We start from the raw sequence: 21,648 nt of genomic DNA, 5'->3' as shown, positions 1-21,648 counted from the left end.
GACCTGCTCGCTAGGGTCGTGGTGTGTACCGAGCGCTCCTTCTCGTGCTCCCACGTCCGTCCGGCACGGTCCGCACGTGCGTGCTCCTCGCCCTGCTCGCCGCGACCGGGGTCGCCATCCTCGAACTCGTGCGGGAACAGACCGGCACCTCGGGCTTCTTCGTCGGTCTCGGTCTGGCCCTGTTACCGGTGGCGCCGCTCATGGCGGCCTTCCGGTGGCTGGGCCGGGCCGCGCCCGCGCCCTGGTCGCAGCTGCTGTTCTGCTTCGGCTGGGGCGCCTGCACCGCGGCGCTGATCGCGATACTGGCCAACAACTTCGCCACCGAGTGGATCGCCGCGGCCACCGCCGACGCCTCCGACGCCGATCACCTCGGCTCGGTGGCCATCGCCCCGGTGGTGGAGGAGAGCGCCAAGGCGGCGGCCCTGCTGCTGGTGTTCCTGTGCCGAAGACGCCATTTCACCGGCCCCGCCGACGGGTTCGTAGTGGCCGGCTTCACCGCCACCGGGTTCGCCTTCACCGAGAACATCCTCTACCTCGGCAACGCCTTCGTGGAGGACGTGGCCGACCGCAGCGGCGTGCTGGAATCGATGACGGTGGCGACCTTCTTCGTACGGATAGTGCTGTCGCCGTTCGCGCACCCGCTGTTCACCGTGCTCACCGGGCTGGGCTTCGGCCTGGCCGCCGTCAGCGCCCGCCGCTCGCGCAGGATCTTCCTACCGCTGCTCGGCCTGGTGCTGGCCATGGGCCTGCACGCGCTGTGGAACGGCTCCTCGCAGTTCGGGGAGCACGGGTTCTACGTGGTCTACAGCTGCGTGATGGTCCCGGTGTTCGGGCTACTGGTGTGGCTGGCGGTGCGGATAAGGCGCGACCGGTTGCGGGCCGTCGAGGGTGAGCTCTCGCTGTACGCGGCCGCGGGCTGGCTCGGTCCGGCCGAGGTCCCGGCCCTGGCTTCGATGCCGGCCCGGTCATTGGCCCGCACCCTGGCCCGGCGCAGCGGGGGCCGGGCGGCCGGACGCACGGTCGCCCGCTACGAGGCGGATGCTGCGGCCCTGGCCCTGCTACGGAACCGGGCGCGGCGCGGCGGCCCCGTACGGGAGCGGGATTTCGCGGGCCGGGAGCGGGAGTTGCTGCACCGGCTCTGGCAGTCCCGGGCGACGGCCGGTCCCGCACTGGCCCGGGCGGCGGTCATGGAGGAGCTGATTCCACCGTGGTTCGATCCTCTGGACCCGGCGGCCGCACGGGCGGACGTACCCGGGCCCCGGCGGACTGACCAGGGCCTTGTCGCACCGGACCCGACCCCGGGAACGGCCCCGGACCCGGGGCTCAGACGTTCAGGCCCTTGGAGTTCAGCCACGCCAGCGGGTCCTGCGTCGATCCGCCCTTGCGTACTTCCAGGTGGAGATGAGGTCCGGTGACGTTGCCGGTGGCGCCGACGCGGCCGATGGTCTCGCCGGCGCCGACGGCACCGGAGGTCACCGACATCGAGGAAAGGTGGCAGTACCAGATCTCCGTGCCGTCCGGGAGCTCCAGCACGATCCGGTAGCCGTACGCGCCGGACCAGCCGGCCGAGGTGATCTTTCCGGCGGCCACGGCCTTGACCGGGGTTCCGGTCGGGGCCGCGAAGTCGAGGCCGGTGTGGTGGCCGGAGGACCACATGGAGCCGGAGTCCCCGTAGTGCGAGGTGAGGGTGTAGGCGGAGGTGGGCAGGGAGTAGCTGCCGGAGGGCTTGGCGGCGCGCTCCTGCTCGGCCTTGGCCGCCGCCGCGGCCTGCGCCGCTTCCGCGGCCTTCGCTTCGGCCTCTTCCTTGGCCTTCGCCTCGGCCTGCGCCTTCGCTTCCTCGGCGGCCTTGCGGGCCTCCTCCAGCTTCTCCTTGGCCTCCTGGGCGGCGGCCTGCTGCGCGGCCTGCTCCGCCTCCGCCCGGGCATTCGCCTCGGCAGCGCCCTGCTGGGCCTCGGCCTGCTGGAGGATCCGGTTGCGCAACACCTCGCCCGCGTCCGGGCCCTGGACGGACTGCTGCGCGATGATCCCCGTCCGCTCGCCCGTCGGGGCCGCCGATCCGGAACCGCCGTCCTCCTGCTGGGCCTTGTTCCCGCTCATCATGTCGGGCAGCGCCGGCAGGGATATCGCGACCTGGGGCCGGTCCTGTGCCGTGGCGATGCCGCCGGCGCCGACCGCCGCGATGACACCGACGCCGAGCACGGTGGAGCTGCGGGCAAGTCCTCCGCGCTGCTTGGCGACCCGGTGCTTGCCACGGACCGGCCGCACCGAATCCTCGGTGGGATTCCACTCGCCCCAGGCACCCGCGGTGGGCGGCTCCTGGATCTCGATGCCTTCAGGGGCAGGCAAGTTGGAGGCCACCGGGGCACGCTCCTCATCGACGCGCGGGGACGCGCGCGCGCACGGTGCCGTCTCTTGCGACGGCTGGGACGACCGCGCTGCGTTATCGAACGGTAATAGACAGAGGGGAGTGATTCCAAGCTGCCCCGCTTGATCGTTCCAACCAATCAGCCACGCACCGCCCAGCTTTGGCCAATCCTTTTTCTACCTAATCGCCTCAAGTGGGGCGAAAACCAAACACCTCCCCCCTCCCTTCAGCCACAGGCCGGAATTGACGATCCGTCAATCATGTTGCGGAGGGCACCCTTTCTGTCACCCATTGTCACATCACGTCGCCGCGGGGCACCACCGGCACGGTCCGCCGTCGCTGCGGCTCCCGCTCCCCCGGCCGGCCCACCGCGAGCAGCGCCATGTCGTCCGTCGCCCCGCCGCCCGTATGCCGGCGCACATCGCTGCTGAGCGCGCTGAGCAGCGCCTGCGGCCCGGGAAAGATCCGCCCGCGCAGCCGGTCCGCCGGGTCGTAGAAGTCCCCCGCCCCGTCCCGTGCCTCGGTCAACCCGTCCGTGTAGAGCAGCAGGGTGGTCCCCTCCGGGAAGGCCCACTCCTGCACCAGGTCCGGCCAGCCGCCCAGCTCCCCCATGCCGAGCGGCAGGGCCGGCTCCGCCGGGGCGAGGACCGCCAGCTCACCGTTCGCGTGCAGCAGCAGCGGCTCGGGGTGGCCCCGGTTGAGCAGGCGCAGCACACTCACGCCCGGCGGGATCTCCCCGAGCACGCACGTCGTGAACCCCTCCACCACGTCCAGGCTGTCGCGCCGGGTGCCCTCGCGAGCCAGCGCCCGCTCCAGCCGCTGCGCCAACTCCTCCAGCGTGGGCTCGGTGTCCGCCGCCTCCCGGAACGCCCCGAGGACCACCGCGACGGCCTCGACCGCCCCCAGCCCCTTGCCCCTTACGTCGCCCACCGCCAGCCGCACTCCGTACGGGGTTTCCTGGACCGCGTACAGGTCGCCGCCGATGAAGGCGTCCGCCTGCGCGGCCTCGTACCAGGCGGAGACGTGCAGCCCCCCGATGCGCTCGGCCGGCTTCGGCAGCACCGCCCGCTGTGCCGCCTCCGCGATCCCGCGCGCCGACGCGAGCCGCTCGCCGCTGCGCCGCACCATGCGGTTGATCAGGAGCGCCAGCCCGGCGACGGTCAGCACGGTCACCAGCTCGGTCAGCGCCTCGACCTTCCAGCTGGTGCCGTTGAGGACGTGCAGCACGAACACCGCGAACACGGCCAGGGAGCCCGTCAGGGCGGTGGCCCAGAAGGTGAACAGCGGGGCAGCGGTCAAGGGGGCCGCCGTGAAGAACGGGGACCCCGTGAAGCTGGGCGGGGTCAGCACGTCGAAGACCATCCCGAGGGCGATCAGTGCGACGGGCAGCACCCGGACCACGCGACGGGCCAGGCCGCTCCCGCCGCTCCCGCCCCCGCCCGCGCGCCCACCGCCGTTGCCCTGCCGGCCCAGCCCCACCACGCTGCTCTCCTACCGCCCGGTCCGCCGCACGGGTCCGGGCCCGCCGCCTCCTCGCCCCTCAAGGCTGGTGGCAGGAGCATGCGTACGGCGACCCGACGGCGGCCGGACGGGTGACGAGGCGGGAAAAGAGGCGGGGAATGAGGTGGGGAATGAGGTGGGGAAAGACGGCCCGGCGGGCCGGAACACGACGAAGGCCCGGTTCCTCAAGAGGAACCGGGCCTTCGTACTGAGTAGCGGGGACAGGATTTGAACCTGCGACCTCTGGGTTATGAGCCCAGCGAGCTACCGAGCTGCTCCACCCCGCGTCGGTAAACACAACTGTACGCCATCCGGGGAGTGCCCTTCACCAATTGACCGTCGGGGCACTTCGCGCACGCCCTCAGGCGGCGGGATCCCGGCGGCGGGTCAGCACGCGGGTGGTGCTGCCGTCGTCCTCCCGCACGTCACGGACGTGGGCGAAGCCGATGCGCTCCAGCAGCACCAGGGAGGCGGCGTTGGCGTCGGCCACGGTGGCGTGCACCTCGGTCAGGTCGAGGGAGCCGAAGCCGTACGCGACGATCGCCTCGGCGATCTCGGTACCGAGGCCCGCTCCCCAAGCCTCGGGGGCCAGCGCGTAGATGATCTCGTGGCCGTCGACCTCGTCGGTCCGCTTGATCTCGGCGTGCCCGACCAGCCTGCCGTCCCGGCGCACGGCCCACACGTCGAAGAGGTTCTCGGCGTAGACCTTGGTGAAGATCCGCCCGAAGAGCGCCCGGTCCTCAGCCTCGGAAGTGGGACCGTCCCCCATCCACCGGGACACTCGGGCGTCCTGGAAGAGCGCCACGAAACCTTCCTCGTCCTCGGGGACGTACGGGTCGAGGAGCAGGCGTTCGGTACGCAGAGCAGGCGTCATGGTCGGCGACGCTACCCGCAACGACTCGTGGGATCACCGGATTTACCGGTACGGCGAAGCACCCCGCCCGGCCGGAGGCGGAACAAAGAGAGGCCCTGTCTGCGGATCCGCAGACAGGGCCTCTTAAATCTATTCGGCGGCGTCCTACTCTCCCACAGGGTCCCCCCTGCAGTACCATCGGCGCTGAAAGGCTTAGCTTCCGGGTTCGGAATGTAACCGGGCGTTTCCCTAACGCAATGACCACCGAAATTCTTCGATCGCCAGACCGTGCGACCGTGTGGTCGGGTCCGACTCTCTGCGCCGAATTCTACACATCCCAGGAGCGCGTTACCGCACGCGTGGGCGAAGAGCACGGGTCTGGATCACCGACGGGTCGCTGCGTGGAGACCGCCCTCAGACGGTCACCATCAGGTACCCGATCCCGGAGTCCACGACCCACTCCGCGTCCTGCGTTCCGAGCTCCCAAGGCGTCCGCAGGAGCGTCCTGCGCAGGGCAGCACGATCCTGAAGGGCAGCAGGCTGCGGGCCCAGGTGCTTGAGGCGCTCGCCATCAGTGCCCCAGTGGGGGTCCGCGGGGGTGTCCAGTACGGACAGGAAACGGTCGACGCGCGCCGGCCAGGTGGGATGACCCCACCAGCGGTCGCACGCCAGTGCGCCGTGGCCAGCCGTGTAGAGGATGCCGTGGCGGACGCCCTTCTTCTCCATCTGTCCGGCGAAGGCTCCCAGCTTTCCGTCCGCATGGTCCTCGTACTCCGCGAGGTCTTCTTCGGTTCGCGCGAGCTCGCCCAAGGTCATGCCGGTCGGAAGCTTGCGGTCGGGGTTGGTCAGCCACCTGAAGAGTCGATGCCCGAGGACGTCCACGTCCTCGACCGTGACGTTCGTGAACGCTTCGCTGCTCCCCGAGGTGATGCCGTACTCCGTGCACCATCCGCGGAGGCGCTGGCGTATGCCGAGCGTGGTGTGGCTGTTGATCCGCAGCATGTCGCCGTCGGACAGCCTGCCTTCGGCATGCCAGTTCTCCACGCAGCTGTTGCGCCACGAGCCGTTCGTGAGGCCGATGGCGAGCAGGTCCAGGAGGGCAGACAGGTCGTCGGGGTCAATGCCTTGCGCCTTCAGCACCCCCTCGAAGACTTCTTCCGTCATCATCGCCTGCGCCTCTTCGAGCATGCGCTCAACGTCAGTCACGCGGTCCTCGTTCCCCTCGCTCGCTCATGTCTCCCGGCACGGCACCACCGCACCGCCCCATCTTCAGCGATCTTGAGGGCTTTCTTCATCAAATGCGCTCAGCCTCCCAGCACGGCCTTGCCCTTGGCTTCAGTTGGACGGGACGGGAAGCCGATCACGCCCAACTCCGTGGAGGCGCTCACCCCCCGCACGGGGCCGGGAACGACGAAGCGCCTCGACCGGCCGAAGCCGGTCGAGGCGCTAAGTAGCAGGTCAGGCGGGTTAACCCGCCACCTGCGAGCGGTAGGCCATGTCGGACTCGAACCGACAACCAACGGATTAAAAGTCCGCTGCTCTGCCAATTGAGCTAATGGCCCTCCAGGTGCTCACCCCAGAGCATAGCCGGACCGCGCCGGTCAGCCGATCGGGTATCCGTCGGCCGGCCTGTCGCCACGGGTTCGGTGGGGTGCCGCAGGGCCTCGGGCCGACCCCCGAAGGGGCGTTACGCACCATCAGTTCCCCTGGAGCGAGGAAAGGGCCCGTACGGCACTCAGGTGCCGTACGGGCCCTTCCTCAGGGGTTCAGCTCAGCCGCGATCAGCCGTTGCGCTTCCAGCGCGGCTTGTCGTCGCGGCGGCCGCCGAAGCCGCCGGTGGAACCGGAGCCGGACGGACGGTGGTCGTCACGACGGCCGTACGGGCGGTCGCCGCCACCGGAGCGGAAGCCACCGGACGGACGGTCGTCACGACGGTCGCGGTTGAACGGGCGGTCGCCGCCACCGGAGCGGAAGCCGCCGGAGGAGCGGTCGTCACGGTTGAAGCTGCCGGAGGGACGGTCGTCGCGGCGGAAGCCACCACGCTCGCCACCACGGTCATCGCGGTTGAAGCCACCGGACGGACGGTCGTCACGACGGAAGCCACCACCGGACGGACGGTCGCCACCGGAGCGGAAGCCACCCGACGGACGGTCATCGCGGCGGAAGCCACCACGCTCGCCACCACGGTCATCGCGGTTGAAGCCACCGGACGGACGGTCGTCACGACGGAAGCCACCACCGGACGGACGGTCGCCACCGGAGCGGAAGCCACCCGACGGACGGTCATCGCGGCGGAAGCCACCACGCTCGCCACCACGGTCATCGCGGTTGAAGCCACCGGACGGACGGCCACCGCGGTCACCGCGGTCACCGCGGTCGTCACGGCGGAAGCCACCACGGTCGCCACCGCGGTCGCCGCCACGGTTGTCGCGACGCTCGAAGTTGCCACGGTCGTCACGCTGGGCGCGGTGCTCCTCGCGGCGCTCCTGCGCCGCGATCTCGGCGGCAGCGGCAGCGGCGGCAGCCGCGACCTCGGCCTCGGCGGCCTCGGCCACCTCGGCGACAGCGGCCTCCGGGTCCTCGCCGCGCTCACGGGCGGAGCGGGCGACGAGGCGGTCGGCCTCCTCGCGCAGCTCGCCGGCACGGCGGGTCAGGCGCTCCAGCTGCTTGGTCAGCTCGGCGACCTCGCGCTCGGCCTGCTTGGCGGCGTTGTTGGCGGAGTCGGCTTGGACCTCGGTCAGCGAACGGGCACCGGTGATCTCGGCGACCTCCGGCTCGAAGGCGCCGGCGCCCTGGACGATGTGACGCGAGGCGTCGACGCCCGCGTCCTCCATCAGGCGGAAGATCTGGCGACGCTGGTGCGGCAGCGCGAGGGAGACCACGACACCGGACTTGCCGGCGCGGGCGGTACGGCCCGAGCGGTGCAGGTAGTCCTTGTGGTCGCCGGCCGGGTCCACGTTCAGGACCAGGTCGATGCCGTCGACGTGGATGCCGCGGGCGGCGACGTCGGTGGCGACGAGCGCGTTGACGTAGCCGTCCTTGAAGTCGGCGAGGACGCGGGTACGGGCACCCTGCGTCATGCCGCCGTGCAGCGCGTCGGCCTTCACGCCGGCCTCGACGAGCTGCTCGGCGATGCGGTCGGCGCCCAGCTGGGTGCGGACGAAGATGATGGTGCGGCCCTTGCGGGCGGCGATGGCGGCCGTGACCGGCGCCTTGTCCTTCGGCTTCACGACGAGGACGTGGTGCGTCATGGTCGTGACGTTGCCCTGCGCGCTGTCGACCTCGTGCGTGACGGGGTTGGACAGGTAGCGCTTGACCAGCGTGCCGATCTCGTTCTCCATGGTGGCGGAGAAGAGCATGCGCTGGCCGCCGCCGGGAATCTGGTCGAGCAGCTCGGTGACCTCGGGCAGGAAGCCCAGGTCGGCCATCTGGTCGGCCTCGTCGAGGACCGCGACCTGGACGTTCTCCAGGGAGCAGGCGCCACGGTTGATGATGTCGCGCAGACGGCCCGGGGTGGCGACGAGGATGTCGACGCCGCGCTCCAGGGCGTAGATCTGGTTGCTCATGGAGGTACCGCCGCAGACGACCTTCATCTTCAGGCCGAGCACGTCGCCGTACGGCTGGAGGGCGTCCGCGACCTGCATCGCGAGCTCACGCGTCGGCGTGAGGATGATGGCGCGGGGCTTCTTCTTCTCGGTGAAACCGCCGGCGAGCTGCGCCAGGGTCGGCAGACCGAAGGAGAGGGTCTTGCCGGAGCCGGTGCGACCACGGCCGAGGATGTCCTTGCCGGCCAGGGCGTCCGGGATGGTCGCGGCCTGGATCGGGAAGGGGGTGGTGACGCCGTTCTGCGCGAGCTTGCGCACGACGCCCTCGGGGAGACCGAGGTCGCCGAAGGTGATCGAGGGCTCCGCGTCAGCGTCAGCGTCGTCGTCGAAGTCGGTGGTCGAGTCCTCGTAGGACCCGTCGGTGTTCACGTCGGCCTCAAGAGCCTCGATGATCTCGTTGGCCTCAGCGGCCTCGATCGCCTCGGTGACCACGAGGGCCTCGGCGTCGATCATCTCGTTGGAGTCGTTCTCGGGCATGACGGAACGGTCAGAGCTGGAAATGGACATGCGAAATGCGAAACCTTCCGGAGTCTCGGCACGCGCCCAAACTCCGTGAATCGCAAATCGACCGCCTCAATGCGGTCAGCCACGGCTAGGGAGAGTACGCGCCACACGGCGCTCTTCGGATTCGGCGCCGGGCAATGGGATCAAACGATCTATAACCATACGCACCCTCCTGGGGGTCTGGCAAGTCGCCCCCGCAGAAACGTCTCTGACCTGCGAAGACGCCTCCGGCATCGGTAGCGGACCGGGTCCTGCCGGACCCGGCCGGACGCCCGCCCGGCCTAGAGCTCGGGGGCCGGCTGGGTGGTCGGCTCCGGCTGCGGGCTCGGCGGCGCCAACGTGGGTTCCGTCACAGGGGGAGTCGTGGCCGGGGGTGCCGGGGTCGGGCTCGCCGACTGCTGTCCGCCGGCCGAACCGCCCGGGCCGCCGGGCCCACCGCCCGACCCGCCCGACCCGCCCGTGGTGGGTTGCTGCGGGCCCTGCCCGCCCGCGCCGCCGCCCGGTCCCGCTGACGGCGCGGGCACCCCCGGCCGGCCGGTCGGCGCGCCCGGGCTCGGCGAGGCTCCGGTCGCGCCGGAGGCCTTGCCGTCGTCCTTGTGCCGGCCGTCCTGGCTCCCCGTACCGTCCTTCGTGCCGTGCCCGTTGCCGCGGACCCCGGTGCCCCGTCCCGAGACGTTCCCCGGGCCGGCTTCGGCGCCGCTGCGGCGGTCCCCCGGAGCGGAGGGCCCGGGCTTCGCCGCGTTCTCACCGACACTCATGCAGCCGGCCGTCGCCGCGACCGCGAGCGCGGTGACGGCCAGTCGGAGGGAAGCGGACAACTGGCGCACGGGGGCACCTCCGGAGCCTGAGGGCGAACGTTCCGCATGAGCGGGTCAATGTGCCCAACTCCCTTTGACCCGTAAGGGACACGCCCTGCGACGAACACCCGGGGGCGGAGCCCAGTAACGGAGCCCCGGAGCGGAGCCCGGGAGCGGAGCCCCGGTGGAGCCCCCGAGCCGAACCCCTCAGCCGAAGAGCTGCCGCGCCACCTGCGACCCGAGGTGCACCGCGCCGAGCCCGACCAGCACCGACATCCCCACGTTCGCCGCGGCCAGGAACCCCCGGCCGCGCTCGGCCAGCCGCAGCGTCTCGTACGAGAACGTCGAATACGTGCTGAGCGCCCCGCACAGCCCGGCCCCGAGCAGCAACTGCAGCCGCGAGGGAGCGGCCCCCGCCAACGCCGCCCCGGTCAACCCCCCGAGCACCAGGCAGGCGACCGCGTTGACCACGAAGGTGCCCCAGGGGAAGAGGGAGTCGTGCCGCGCCTGCACCGCACGGTCCAACAGGTAGCGGAGCGGCGCGCCGACGGCCGCGCCCACCACCACGAGCAGCCAGTTCACCGCGGAACGCGCCCGCGCCCGTGCCCGCTTCCGGGCCCGCGGACCGCGAGCCGGGTCGCTGCAGCCGCCGCCCACACGGCGCCGAGCGCCGCCACCACCGTGAGCCCGCCGTAGGCCAGGGCGGCCCCCGTCTCCCCCTCGTCCAGGAGCCTCGAGAAGTCCACCGCGTAGGTGGAGAAGGTGGTGAAGCCGCCCAGCACGCCGACCCCGACGAAGGGCCGCAGCAGCGGATGCGGGGCCGTCCGGCCGCCCTCGCTGATCAGCACCATGAGCACGCCGATCAGCGCGCTGCCGGAGGCGTTGATCCACAGGGTCGCCCACGGGAAGGCCCCGGGCCCGGCCGGCCACAGCAGGGAGATCCCGTACCGTGCCGCGCCCCCGAGCGCGCCGCCCGCCGCCACCGCCGCGAGCACCCGGCCCTGCGGCTCGGTGCGCTGCGCGGGTACGTGCAGGTCGACGTCCGGATCAATTGCCTCCGGATCATCCACCGCCCGCTCCGCCCCGTCGCCGGGCACCGGGAGCGGCCGCGTCACCCGTACCCCAGCGCGTGCAGCCGCTCGTCGTCGATCCCGAAGTGGTGGGCGATCTCGTGCACCACGGTGACCTCCGTCTCCGCGACCACGCTCTCCCGGTCCTCGCACATGCGCAACGTGGGATTGCGGTAGATGGTGATCCGGTCCGGCAGCACCCCGGCGTACCACTCGCCGCGGTCCGTCAGCGGAGTCCCCTCGTACAGACCGAGCAGCTCGGGATCGTCGGCGGGCGGCTCGTCCTCGACGAACACCGCCACGTTGTCCATCAGCCGCGTCAGCTCCGGCGGGATCCGGTCCAGGGCCTCTGCGACGAGCTCTTCGAACTCCTCGCGCGTCATCTCCAGCACCCGGCCATTGTCGCTCCGGGGGAAACCGTTTTGGCGATAGCTCCCCGGATCCCATATGCTTCTCACGTCCCCGACGCGCTGAGAAGTGCCCGGCGGGCCTTTAGCCCTCATCGTCTAGTGGCCCAGGACGCCGCCCTTTCAAGGCGGTAGCACGGGTTCGAATCCCGTTGGGGGTACGCATTACCGTGTGCAAGACTTGGTCTCGCACACTGCAAGGTCCTGTGGAGCAGTTGGTTAGCTCGCCACCCTGTCAAGGTGGAGGTCGCGGGTTCAAGTCCCGTCAGGATCGCTGAAACCGGAAACGGTTTCGTGGCTGGGTAGCTCAGTTGGTACGAGCGATCGCCTGAAAAGCGATAGGTCGCCGGTTCGACCCCGGCCCCAGCCACCATCAAGAAGGCCCCGTCCATCGGACGGGGCCTTCTGTGGTTACTCCCCTTCGGTCTCTGCCGCCGCCGCCCGCTCCCTGCGGCGCCACTGCACCACGCCGACGGCCGCCGCTCCGGCGGCGACCAGGGCGAGCAGCGCCCCGTCCGGAACCGCGTCGGCCAGCGCGCGGAGCCGCTGCTCCACGGCGAACGAGTCGTCCACGTCCAGCAGCCCCGGCAGCGCGCTCGCCCCGTCGTAGGCGAGGAACAGCACGCCCAGGGTGATGAAGAACAGCCCGGACAGCAGCGAGGTGGTGTGCAGCTCGAAGCGGCCGACGCGCAGGACCCGGCCGCGCAGCCAGCGCCGCCGGCCCAGGTCGAACCGCTCCCACAGCAGCGCCAGTACGAACAGCGGTACGGCCATCCCCAGGGCGTAGACCGCGAGCAGCAGGCCGCCGTAGACGGGGCTGCCGCTCACCGCCGCGACCGTCAGGACGCTGCCCAGGATCGGGCCGGCGCAGAACCCGGCCAGCCCGTAGACCGCGCCGAGCGCGTACACCGACAGAACGGTGGTCGGCCGGATCCGGCCCGACAGCTCCGAGATCCGCTTCGGGGCGAAGCCGAGGCCCAGGATCTGCGCGAGGCCGAGCGCGATGATCAGCCAGCCGCCCGCCAGCACGAGCTGGTCGCGGTTGCCGTGGAAGAACCGCCCTGCGTACGAGCCGGCCGCCCCCAGCGGTACCAGGGTGCTCGCGAGGCCCGCGTAGAAGATCCCGGTGCGCGCCAGGAGCCGCGAGGTGGAGTCGATGGAGTACGCGAAGAAGGCCGGCAGCAGCAGGGCGCTGCAGGGGCTGAGCAGCGCGAGGAGGCCGCCCAGCAGGGCGGCCAGGTATCCGATGTCGGTCACTGCTCCGCCGCCTCGGCCTTCGCCCTGGCGATGGCGGCCGTGAAGGTGTCGAGCGGCTGGGCACCGGCAATGGGCTTGCCGTTCAGCAGGAAGGACGGGGTGGAGGTGACGCCGATGCGGTAGCCCTCCTCCTGGTCCTTCTTCAGGGCCGCCGTGGCCTGCTCGCCGGCCATGTCCGCCTTGAAGCGCTCCAGATCGGGCACCCCGGCCTCCCGGGCCAGCTCCACGAGCCGGGGCTCGGCGAAGCCCTTCTCCTTCGAGCCGCCGGCGTAGGCGGCGGCGTGGAAGGCGTCGAAGCGGTCCTGCTGCCCGGCCGCCCAGGCGGCCTTGGCCGCGGCCTCGGACTCGGCGCCGAAGATCGGGAAGTTGCGCCACTCGATGCGCAGGGTGCCGTCCTCGACGTACTTCTTCACCAGTTCGGGCTCGGTGTCCCGGGCGAACTTGCCGCAGTAGCCGCACTTGAAGTCGGAGTACTCGATGAGCACGACGGGCGCGTCGGCACGGCCGACGGCGAGCTTGTCGCCGGACTCGCGCCGGGCCAGTGCCTTGAGCTCAGCGGCGGGGTCGGTCCGGGGCGCGGCGACGGCGCCGGACCCGGCCGAACCGGTCTCGGCGGGAGCGGTGGCCTGCCAGGAGACGAGACCGAGGGCGATCGCGGCGAGGGCCACCCCGGCGGAGAACAGCAGGGGTTTGGCGGAGGACTTCTTGGCGGAGGGCTTCTTGGAAGAGGGCATGCGGGTGCTCCAGTGCTGCGGGTGGGTGGGAATGGACGGACCGGTGGGACCGGTCCGTCTAGACCCGCATCACGCAGAGCTCCAGCCGGTCGGGGGCCGGGCGGTCGGGGCCGCGTACGGGGGTCCGTACGGGCACGGCCGCGGCCGGACCGGCCTCCTCGGGCGCCGCCCGGACCGGCGGGACCTGGGCGTGCTCGCCCCAGGCGCGCGCGGGGACGGCGGGCGTACCGCCGCGCTCGGGGGCCACCGGGGCGCAGGCGGGCCCGCCCGTGCCGTCGGTGGAGACGGCCGCGCGGGGCCGCGCCGCGGCCGGGTCGTTGGCCGGAGCCGGGACGGCCGCCGAAGCAGGAGCCGGGGCCAGGACCGGGGCCGGAGCCGGGACCGAGGCAGAAGCCGGGTACAGGACCGGGGCCGGGGTCAGGACCGGGGCCGGGGTCAGGACCGGGGCCGGGGTCGAGTCCGCGGCCGGTGTCTGAGCCGTCCGGGCCGCCGGGTCGACCGCCACCGCCGGGGCCGCACAGCCCAGGAGTACCGCCAGGACCACGCCGAGCAGGTGCCAGACGTGACGGGGGCGGGACAAGGTGGGCTGCCTCTCACTCGTACGACCGACGGACTCGTCCCGAAATGGTACGGGTCCGCCCCACAAATGCGTTCGCCACCCGGAGGGCCCAGGTGAGATCCTCGACCAGGTATGTCTACTTCCTTCGCCGCCCTGCAGACGCTTCTCGGTGAGATCTCCCTCCGTGACGCGCACCGCCTCGGCCGCCGCCTCGAAGGCGCCCGCCGTATCCGCAAGCCCGAGGCCAAGCAGGCCGTGCTCGACGAGATCGCCGCGGAGGCCACCAAGGCCGCCGAGCGACTGGCCGGCCGTGCCTCGCGGATGCCGGAGGTCACGTATCCCGAGAACCTGCCCGTCAGCCAGAAGAAGGACGAGATCGCCGAGGCGATACGCGACCACCAGGTCGTGATCGTCGCGGGCGAGACCGGGTCCGGCAAGACCACGCAGATCCCCAAGATCTGCATGGAGCTGGGCCGCGGCGTCCGGGGCATGATCGGGCACACCCAGCCCCGCCGGATCGCCGCCCGCACGGTCGCGGAGCGGATCGCCGAGGAGCTGAAGTCCGAGATCGGCCAGACCGTCGGCTGGAAGGTCCGCTTCACCGACCAGGTGGACCAGGACGCGACCTTCGTGAAGCTGATGACGGACGGCATCCTGCTCGCCGAGATCCAGACGGACCGCGAGCTGCGCGCCTACGACACGATCATCATCGACGAGGCCCACGAGCGCTCGCTGAACATCGACTTCCTGCTGGGCTACCTGGCCACGCTGCTGCCCAAGCGCCCCGACCTCAAGGTCGTCATCACCTCGGCCACCATCGATCCCGAGCGCTTCTCCCGGCACTTCGGCGACGCCCCGATCGTCGAGGTCAGCGGGCGCACGTATCCGGTGGAGGTGCGCTACCGGCCGCTCCTGGAAGAGGACGCCGAGGACGGCGACGACTCCGACCGGGACCAGATCACCGCGATCTGCGAGGCCGTGGACGAGCTCCAGTCGGAGGGTCCGGGCGACATCCTGGTCTTCCTCTCCGGCGAGCGGGAGATCCGCGACACGGCGGACGCCCTGACCAAACGGAACCTCCGTTCCACCGAGGTCCTCCCCCTCTACGCACGCCTCTCGCACGCCGAGCAGCACCGCGTCTTCCAGCAGCACACCGGCCGCCGGATCGTGCTCGCGACCAACGTCGCCGAGACCTCGCTGACCGTCCCCGGCATCAAGTACGTGATCGACCCGGGCACCGCCCGGATCTCCCGCTACAGCCACCGCACCAAGGTCCAGCGCCTGCCGATCGAGCGGATCTCGCAGGCCAGCGCCAACCAGCGCAAGGGCCGCTGCGGACGTACCAGCGACGGAATCTGCATCCGGCTGTACTCCGAGGGCGACTTCGACGCGCGTCCCGAGTTCACCGACGCCGAGATCCTCCGGACGAACCTGGCCTCCGTCATCCTCCAGATGACCGCGGCCGGCCTCGGCGAGATCGAGAAGTTCCCCTTCATCGACCCGCCGGACCACCGCAACATCCGCGACGGCGTGCAGCTCCTCCAGGAGCTCGGCGCGCTCGAGGCGGCCGAGAAGTCCTCCCCGGAGGGGAAGAAGGGGCAGCGCCTGACGCAGATGGGCCGCCAGCTCTCCCAGCTCCCGGTGGACCCGCGGCTGGCCCGCATGGTCATCGAGGCCGACAAGAACAACTGCGTCCGCGAGGTCATGGTCATCGCGGCGGCCCTGTCCATCCAGGACCCGCGCGAACGGCCCTCGGACAAGCAGACCCAGGCCGACCAGAACCACGCCCGCTTCAAGGACGAGACCAGCGACTTCCTCTCGTTCCTGAACATGTGGCGCTACGTGCGGGAGCAGCAGAAGGAGCGCGGCTCGTCCTCGTTCCGCCGGATGTGCAAGCAGGAGTACCTGAACTTCCTGCGGATCCGCGAGTGGCAGGACATCTACTCCCAGCTGCGCACGGTCGCCAAGGGCATGGGCATCCACGTCAACGAGGCCGACGCCCCCGAGCAGGTCGTCCACGTGTCGCTGCTGTCCGGACTGCTCTCGCACATCGGGCTCAAGGACACCGACAAGAACGAGTACCTCGGTGCCCGGAGCGCCAAGTTCGCGATCTTCCCGGGGTCGTCGCTCTTCAAGAAGCAGCCGAAGTTCGTGATGTCGGCCGAGCTGGTGGAGACCTCGCGGCTGTGGGCCCGGGTGAACGCCAAGGTGGAGCCCGAGTGGGTGGAGCCGCTGGCGCAGCACCTGGTCAAGCGCACGTACAGCGAGCCGCACTGGGAGAAGGACCAGGCGGCCGTGATGGCGTACGAGAAGGTCACGCTGTACGGCGTACCGATCGTGGCCCAGCGGAAGATCAACTACGGCCGGATCGACGCCGAGGTCTCGCGCGAGCTGTTCATCCGCAACGCGCTGGTCGAGGGCGACTGGCGCACCCACCACAAGTTCTACGCCGACAACCGCAAGCTCCTCACCGAGGTGGAGGAGCTGGAGAACCGGGCCCGTCGCCGCGACATCGTGGTGGACGACGAGACGCTCTTCGACTTCTACGACCAGAAGATCCCCGCCCACGTGGTCTCGGGGGCGCACTTCGACTCCTGGTGGAAGCACAAGAAGCGCGAGGAGCCCGAACTCCTCGACTTCGAGCGGGAGATGCTGCTGACCGAGAAGGCGGCCGGGGTCACCAAGGCCGATTACCCGGACTCCTGGCGCCAGGGTCAGCTGAAGTTCCGGGTGACCTACCAGTTCGAGCCGGGCGCGGACGCCGACGGCGTGACCGTCCACATCCCGCTCCAGGTGCTGAACCAGGTCACCGACGAGGGTTTCGACTGGCAGATCCCGGGCCTGCGCGAGGAGGTCGTCACCGAGCTGATCCGCTCGCTGCCGAAGCCGATCCGCCGGCACTACGTGCCCGCGCCGAACTTCGCCGGCCGCTTCCTGGACACGGCGGTGCCCCTGCAGGAGCCGCTGCCGGTCACCCTCGCGCGCGAGCTCCAGCGGATGGTCGGGGTCCCGGTGTCGGCCGAGGACTTCGACCTCACCCGGATCCCGGACCATCTGAAGATCACCTTCCGGATCGTCGACGAGCGCCGCAAGAACCTCGCCGAGGACAAGGACCTGGAGGCCCTGCGCCTGAGGCTGAAGCCGAAGGCCCGCCAGGCCCTCTCCAAGGCCGCCGCGGCCACCGCCGAACGGGCGGGCGGGGAGTCGGTGGAGCGGACCGGGCTGACCGACTGGACGATCGGCACGCTGACCAAGGTCTTCGAGACCCGGCGCGCCGGTCAGCCGGTGAAGGCGTACCCGGCGCTGGTGGACGAGGGCACGAGCGTGTCCGTACGGCTCTTCGACACCGAGGCCGAGCAGCAGCAGGCCATGTGGCTGGGCACCCGGCGGCTCATCCTGCTGAACATCCCGGTGAACCCGGCGAAGTTCGCCTCGGACCACCTGACCAACCAGCAGAAGCTGGCCCTGTCCAGGAACCCGCACGGTTCCATCCAGGCGCTCTTCGACGACTGCGCGACCGCGGCGACCGACAAGCTGATCGCCGACCACGGTGGCCCCGCATGGGACGAGGCGGACTTCCGGAAGCTCTACGAAGCCGTCCGCGCCGACCTGGTGGACACGACCGTGCGCACGGTCGGCCAGGTGCAGCAGGTGCTGGCCGCCTGGCAGGCCTGTGAGCGCCGGCTGAAGGCCACGGGCAGCCTGGCGCTGGTCGCGAACATCCAGGACGTCAAGACGCAGCTGGCGGCCCTCATGCCGGCCGGTTTCGTGACGCTCACGGGGCTGCGCCGACTGGCGGACCTGATGCGCTACCTGGTGGCGGTGGACCGACGGCTCCAGCAGATGCCCACGGGCGTCCAGCGCGACACCACGCGCATGGAGAAGGTCCACGAGATGCAGGACGAGTACGCCTGGCTGCTGGAGCAGTTGCCGAAGGGGCGGCCCGTCCCGTCCACGGTCACCGACATCCGCTGGATGATCGAGGAACTTCGCGTCAGTTACTTCGCGCACGCACTCGGGACGGCTTACCCGATCTCCGACAAGCGGATCGTGAAGGCGGTGGACGCGGCGGCTCCGTGATCCGGTTCGACTGCACCCCCTGAGCTGCGGTACAGTCTGATTCGCAGCCGCCGAGCGGCCGCAAATCTAGGACCTGTGGAGCAGTTGGTTAGCTCGCCACCCTGTCAAGGTGGAGGTCGCGGGTTCAAGTCCCGTCAGGTTCGCAGAAACGTCAGGGCCCGTATCCCTCTGGGGATACGGGCCCTGACGCGTTGGCGGGCGACACCGCCCGGGCGGCCTTGGAGGTCGCCCGGAGGCCGTGGAGCACCCGCAGTGCCCGTGGACACCTCCGGGTCGTGTCCGCCGCGTCTGCGGGGCGGACACGAGCGCGCCCCGGGCCCCCCTCCGAACCCGCCCCGGCCCCTCCTGCTCCTCCTGCCCCTCGTGCTCCTCCTGCCCGCCTGCTCCCTGCCCCCTCCGGAGCCGTGGGGTCGTGGGGTCGTGGGAGCCTTCCCGGCCGACCGTCACCCGGAATCCCCCGTTCGCATGATGCGCCTCTCGATGCGGGTCCCCTTTACGGGGTGCAATACCGGATATACAAGAGTGATCATCTGTGACGGGAGTCACCGGATGAGTTTTTGGGACTCACACTTTTATCGCACCTATACGCCTGCTCGATAGAATATGTGCAATGGCACCTACCCCGCCGGCGCTCCCGTGCGCGCTCGAGACCGCCCTGACCTGGGCATAAAAAGATCGCGCTGGACCCGGCGGAGTCCAGCGCGATCGAACGACCTCGGACCTGTTGGGGCAGGCCCAGCCGTATGAAGCTATGTGGGTTTCATCGGATTGGGGGACCCGATATAGACCCGTTAAAGCGGGGTGTTTGCGCGACCTCAGGCCTCGCTGCGCTGCTGCGGAATTCCCGCGAGCAGTGCGCGAACCTCGGCCTCGCGGTACCGGCGGTGTCCACCCAGGGTGCGGATGGACGTGAGCTTGCCAGCCTTGGCCCAGCGGGTGACCGTCTTCGGGTCCACGCGGAACATCGTGGCAACCTCAGCCGGGGTCAGCAGCGGCTCGGCATCAGGGGTGCGAGCGGTCATGAGCGGCCTCCTCGGGAGAACCGAACCATCTCGGTTCTTTCCTCTAAATTCTGCACCTTGGCCCGCGTTGCCCGAAATGGACATACGCGGGCCGAGTCGGTTATAGGACGAACGGCTTGTCCTCGGCACTACAACTACACCATCCGTCCAGCCTCGACGGCCAAACCGACGGAATTGCCCTCCGAGGTGTTCATCAGCGGCGGAAGCCGATGGACCGTCCCATAACGGACAGTCACCCCACTGTGACGATCAGTCACAGAGCGATCAGGAGTCACCAGACCCCCCATAGAGTGCAATGCCGAGCATTCCGCCCTTAGTTGGGCGGAAGGAACCCTCCCCGGACTCCTTGTCCTATTTTGGCACGAGGGTAGGGGAAGGGCGCAAGGGTGTAGTTAGTGCGGTCCGTCACGCTTGGGCCAATGGCCCGTATCGGGACGTAGGTCCTGGCACTACGTCCCAAATGCCATGATCAAGCCTCTGATCAGCCACTATTGACCGATCGACCGATACCGGACGATACGCACTAACCCCTTCTAGGTGAAACCAGCCACACAGGCACCTTTCGGCCTAATTCGCGAAAAGCCGCTCCCGGACCGCCCGCCACCGCTCCGCCAACTCCTCGTAGACCTCGGTCGCGCCCCGCGCGTCCCCGGCCCGCAGGGCCGCGATACCCGCCGCGAGGTCCCCGGCCGAGCGGTCGGCCGCCAGTCGATCCGCCGGCAGGGCGTGCAGCAGCCCTCCGTAGTCCAGCTCGACCATCGAGCGCGGGTGGAACTCCTCCAGCCAGCTCCCCACCTCCACCAGTCCGTCGGCGAGCATCCCGTACCCCTCCGCGTCCCGCAGGGTCCGCAGCGCGCGGGCGAGCCGCCGCCGGGCCTGGACCATCGGCGTGCGGTAGCGCAGCCGCTCGCCGGGCACGTGGTCCCGCTCCTCGTCCGCCACCAGCACGAACCAACGCAGCGGAACCTGCCACACCCCCGTACGGATCCAGGGGCGCGCGTCCGGGTTCCGTTCGCGCCAGCGCTCGTAGTCCTCGGCCGCCCGGCGGCGCGCTCCCGGTGGCAGCGCGGCGTCCAGCACCGGCCGCGGAAACCACTCGACGAGTTCCTGGAGGGCCAGCCAGCCGCGGAGCCGGGTGCGCCACGGGCAGACCAGCAGCACCCCGTCGACCACCGCCGTGAAGGCGTCCGCGCTCTCGTGGGCCGGCACCCCCACCAGCGGGACCCGCACCAAGTCCGACAGTGACCTGCGCAGTTCGTCCTGGGCGGTCGGGGCCGCCCCGCGCCGGGCGTAGTCGGCCCAATGCGTGCGCTCCGGCTCGGCGAAGGCCGCCAAGGGCTCGTAGACGCGCAGGTAGGAGGCGTACGGGACGGTCGGCGCCGAGCGCGCGGACGGCAGCGGGAGTTCGGAGGATTCGCTCACGCTCTCGTATTGCCCCTCCGCGGGGTCGGGTTCACCTCCGGACGCTGCCGCCCGCGCGCACCACGGGAGTGTTTCGATCCTCGGACAGCTCACCTACGGGCGGCCCCCAGGTCTTACTCTGCTCCCAGCACGCCCTCCCCCACCCGCAGGGCGGGCGTCTTTCCGCCGCATCTCTTCCATGGGAGTCACCACCGTGACCGAAATGACCGACGGCGTCCTGCACACCCTGTTCCGTACGGAGCAGGGCGGCCACGAGCAAGTCGTGCTGTGCCAGGACCGCGCCACCGGCCTGAAGGCCGTCATCGCCATCCACTCCACCGCCCTGGGCCCCGCCCTCGGCGGTACGCGCTTCCACGCGTACGCCTCCGACGAGGAGGCCGTCCTGGACGCGCTGAACCTCTCGCGCGGCATGTCGTACAAGAACGCCATGGCCGGCCTCGGCCTCGGCGGCGGCAAGGCCGTGATCATCGGCGACCCGGACGCCATCAAGACCGAGGAACTGCTGCTGGCCTACGGCCGGTTCGTGGAGTCCCTCGGCGGCCGCTACGTGACCGCCTGCGACGTCGGCACCTACGTGGCCGACATGGACGTCGTGGCCCGCGAGACCCGCTGGGCGACCGGCCGCTCCCCCGAGAACGGCGGCGCGGGCGACTCCTCGGTCCTCACCGCCTTCGGTGTCTTCCAGGGCATGCGCGCCAGCGCCCAGCACCTGTGGGGCGACCCGACCCTGCGCGGGCGCAAGGTCGGCGTGGCCGGTGTCGGCAAGGTCGGGCACTACCTGGTCGAGCACCTGCTGGAGGACGGCGCCGAGGTCGTGATCACGGACGTGCGGGAAGAGTCCGTCCGCCGGATCCTGGACAAGCACCCCGGCAAGGTCACCGCCGTGGCGGACACGGACGCGCTGATCCGCACCGAGGGCCTGGACATCTACGCCCCCTGCGCGCTCGGCGGTGCCCTGAACGACGAGACCGTCCCGGCGCTCACCGCGACGATCGTCTGCGGTGCGGCGAACAACCAGCTCGCCCACCCGGGCATCGAGAAGGACCTCTCGGACCGCGGGATCCTCTACGCGCCCGACTACGTGGTCAACGCGGGCGGTGTCATCCAGGTCGCCGACGAGCTGCGCGGCTTCGACTTCGACCGCTGCAAGGCCAAGGCGACGAAGATCTTCGACACCACGCTGGAGATCTTTGCTCGTGCGAAGGCGGACGGCATTCCGCCGGCCGCTGCGGCCGACCGGATCGCCGAGCAGCGGATGGCCGACGGCCGCGCCGCGCGCGCCGTCTAGGCCCTTCCGGGGGCCTTCGGGTGCGCCCTCCGGAGTGCGGCGAGACGGAACTCACTGCACTTCGGCGGGTCGCCCGCCAGGAAAAGGTTAAAATCGCAGCTGACCAGCGAGGACGGGGCGCCTTGTTGGTTCTGCACCGGGGCGCGTCATGCGGGCGGCGTACCGTATGGCCGCGGAAGCAGGTA

General features: G+C 70.7%; 17 protein-coding genes, 6 tRNA genes and 1 rRNA gene. 7 read left to right on the top strand and 17 right to left on the bottom strand.

Annotation, left to right across the window (positions count from 1 at the left end; translation table 11 throughout):
* Positions 1-23: 23 nt before the first annotated feature.
* Positions 24-1,415, top strand: a complete 1,392-nt coding sequence (locus OG207_RS23170) for a PrsW family intramembrane metalloprotease (protein ID WP_329100421.1) — start codon at positions 24-26, stop codon at positions 1,413-1,415.
* Here OG207_RS23170 and OG207_RS23165 read toward each other — a convergent pair.
* The 12 genes from OG207_RS23165 to OG207_RS23110 all read right to left on the bottom strand — a co-directional run bounded on the left by OG207_RS23165 (position 1,324) and on the right by OG207_RS23110 (position 11,086).
* Complete coding sequence (locus tag OG207_RS23165; RefSeq protein ID WP_329100420.1) at positions 1,324-2,358, bottom strand: M23 family metallopeptidase; 1,035 nt, start codon at positions 2,356-2,358, stop codon at positions 1,324-1,326. The two genes, OG207_RS23170 and OG207_RS23165, sit on opposite strands and share 92 nt — an antisense overlap.
* A gap of 301 nt (positions 2,359-2,659) precedes the next feature.
* On the bottom strand, positions 2,660-3,844 hold the full coding sequence (locus OG207_RS23160; RefSeq protein WP_443072869.1) for a PP2C family protein-serine/threonine phosphatase: 1,185 nt from the start codon (positions 3,842-3,844) through the stop codon (positions 2,660-2,662).
* Between the two features lie 234 nt (positions 3,845-4,078).
* Positions 4,079-4,152: transfer RNA gene (locus OG207_RS23155), tRNA-Met, on the bottom strand.
* A 74-nt stretch (positions 4,153-4,226) separates the two neighbouring features.
* The gene (locus OG207_RS23150; RefSeq protein WP_329100418.1) at positions 4,227-4,739 is read right to left on the bottom strand and encodes a GNAT family N-acetyltransferase; all 513 of its coding nucleotides are present in this window, start codon (positions 4,737-4,739) and stop codon (positions 4,227-4,229) included.
* Between the two features lie 131 nt (positions 4,740-4,870).
* Positions 4,871-4,987, bottom strand: a 5S ribosomal RNA gene (rrf, locus tag OG207_RS23145).
* Between the two features lie 145 nt (positions 4,988-5,132).
* Complete coding sequence (locus OG207_RS23140) at positions 5,133-5,924, bottom strand: hypothetical protein (RefSeq protein WP_329100416.1); 792 nt, start codon at positions 5,922-5,924, stop codon at positions 5,133-5,135.
* Between the two features lie 283 nt (positions 5,925-6,207).
* Positions 6,208-6,280 (bottom strand) — tRNA-Lys (locus tag OG207_RS23135).
* A gap of 219 nt (positions 6,281-6,499) precedes the next feature.
* Positions 6,500-8,830: a DEAD/DEAH box helicase gene (locus OG207_RS23130; protein WP_329100414.1), complete on the bottom strand. Its 2,331-nt coding sequence runs from the start codon at positions 8,828-8,830 to the stop codon at positions 6,500-6,502.
* 278 nt (positions 8,831-9,108) lie between these two features.
* On the bottom strand, positions 9,109-9,654 hold the full coding sequence (locus OG207_RS23125) for a hypothetical protein (protein WP_329100412.1): 546 nt from the start codon (positions 9,652-9,654) through the stop codon (positions 9,109-9,111).
* Between the two features lie 177 nt (positions 9,655-9,831).
* A complete protein-coding gene (gene crcB, locus OG207_RS23120; protein WP_329100409.1) occupies positions 9,832-10,206 on the bottom strand; it encodes a fluoride efflux transporter CrcB in 375 nt (124 codons plus the stop codon).
* Complete coding sequence (locus OG207_RS23115) at positions 10,203-10,694, bottom strand: FluC/FEX family fluoride channel (RefSeq protein ID WP_329100408.1); 492 nt, start codon at positions 10,692-10,694, stop codon at positions 10,203-10,205. The genes crcB and OG207_RS23115 overlap by 4 nt, the downstream gene beginning before the upstream one ends.
* A gap of 41 nt (positions 10,695-10,735) precedes the next feature.
* The gene (locus OG207_RS23110; protein ID WP_030012899.1) at positions 10,736-11,086 is read right to left on the bottom strand and encodes a metallopeptidase family protein; all 351 of its coding nucleotides are present in this window, start codon (positions 11,084-11,086) and stop codon (positions 10,736-10,738) included.
* A 103-nt stretch (positions 11,087-11,189) separates the two neighbouring features.
* Between OG207_RS23110 and OG207_RS23105 the strand changes: the two genes are divergently transcribed.
* The 3 genes from OG207_RS23105 (at position 11,190) to OG207_RS23095 (ending at position 11,474) form a co-directional block, all read left to right on the top strand.
* A tRNA-Glu gene (locus OG207_RS23105) sits at positions 11,190-11,262 on the top strand.
* 39 nt (positions 11,263-11,301) lie between these two features.
* Positions 11,302-11,375: transfer RNA gene (locus tag OG207_RS23100), tRNA-Asp, on the top strand.
* A gap of 22 nt (positions 11,376-11,397) precedes the next feature.
* Positions 11,398-11,474: transfer RNA gene (locus OG207_RS23095), tRNA-Phe, on the top strand.
* A gap of 38 nt (positions 11,475-11,512) precedes the next feature.
* Here OG207_RS23095 and OG207_RS23090 read toward each other — a convergent pair.
* The 3 genes from OG207_RS23090 to OG207_RS23080 are packed head-to-tail and all read right to left on the bottom strand — an operon-like array spanning position 11,513 to position 13,672.
* Positions 11,513-12,358, bottom strand: coding sequence for a cytochrome c biogenesis CcdA family protein (locus OG207_RS23090; protein WP_329100406.1), 846 nt, complete (start codon positions 12,356-12,358; stop codon positions 11,513-11,515).
* Complete coding sequence (locus tag OG207_RS23085; RefSeq protein WP_329100404.1) at positions 12,355-13,092, bottom strand: DsbA family protein; 738 nt, start codon at positions 13,090-13,092, stop codon at positions 12,355-12,357. The genes OG207_RS23090 and OG207_RS23085 overlap by 4 nt, the downstream gene beginning before the upstream one ends.
* Positions 13,093-13,150: 58 nt before the next feature.
* A complete protein-coding gene (locus OG207_RS23080) occupies positions 13,151-13,672 on the bottom strand; it encodes a hypothetical protein (RefSeq protein WP_329100402.1) in 522 nt (173 codons plus the stop codon).
* Positions 13,673-13,783: 111 nt separating this feature from the next.
* Between OG207_RS23080 and hrpA the strand changes: the two genes are divergently transcribed.
* Together hrpA and OG207_RS23070 are read left to right on the top strand one after the other, a co-directional pair.
* Positions 13,784-17,731, top strand: a complete 3,948-nt coding sequence (gene hrpA, locus OG207_RS23075; RefSeq protein WP_329100401.1) for an ATP-dependent RNA helicase HrpA — start codon at positions 13,784-13,786, stop codon at positions 17,729-17,731.
* Between the two features lie 69 nt (positions 17,732-17,800).
* A tRNA-Asp gene (locus tag OG207_RS23070) sits at positions 17,801-17,874 on the top strand.
* 672 nt (positions 17,875-18,546) lie between these two features.
* Here the strand turns inward: OG207_RS23070 and bldC are convergent.
* Positions 18,547-18,753 (bottom strand): developmental transcriptional regulator BldC, encoded by a 207-nt coding sequence (gene bldC / locus OG207_RS23065; RefSeq protein WP_003949541.1) that lies wholly within the window; start codon positions 18,751-18,753, stop codon positions 18,547-18,549.
* Positions 18,754-19,320: 567 nt separating this feature from the next.
* Positions 19,321-20,175: a hypothetical protein gene (locus OG207_RS23060; RefSeq protein WP_329100399.1), complete on the bottom strand. Its 855-nt coding sequence runs from the start codon at positions 20,173-20,175 to the stop codon at positions 19,321-19,323.
* A 193-nt stretch (positions 20,176-20,368) separates the two neighbouring features.
* Here OG207_RS23060 and OG207_RS23055 point away from each other — a divergent pair, with 193 nt between their 5' ends.
* Complete coding sequence (locus tag OG207_RS23055) at positions 20,369-21,463, top strand: Leu/Phe/Val dehydrogenase (RefSeq protein ID WP_329100398.1); 1,095 nt, start codon at positions 20,369-20,371, stop codon at positions 21,461-21,463.
* The last annotated feature ends 185 nt before the right edge of the window (positions 21,464-21,648 follow it).

The sequence above is a fragment of the Streptomyces sp. NBC_01439 genome, assembly GCF_036227605.1.
Classification (GTDB): Bacteria; Actinomycetota; Actinomycetes; order Streptomycetales; family Streptomycetaceae; genus Streptomyces.
The sequence above is the reverse complement of the archived record's forward strand: the minus strand, read 5'-3'. Positions and strand labels throughout refer to the sequence as shown.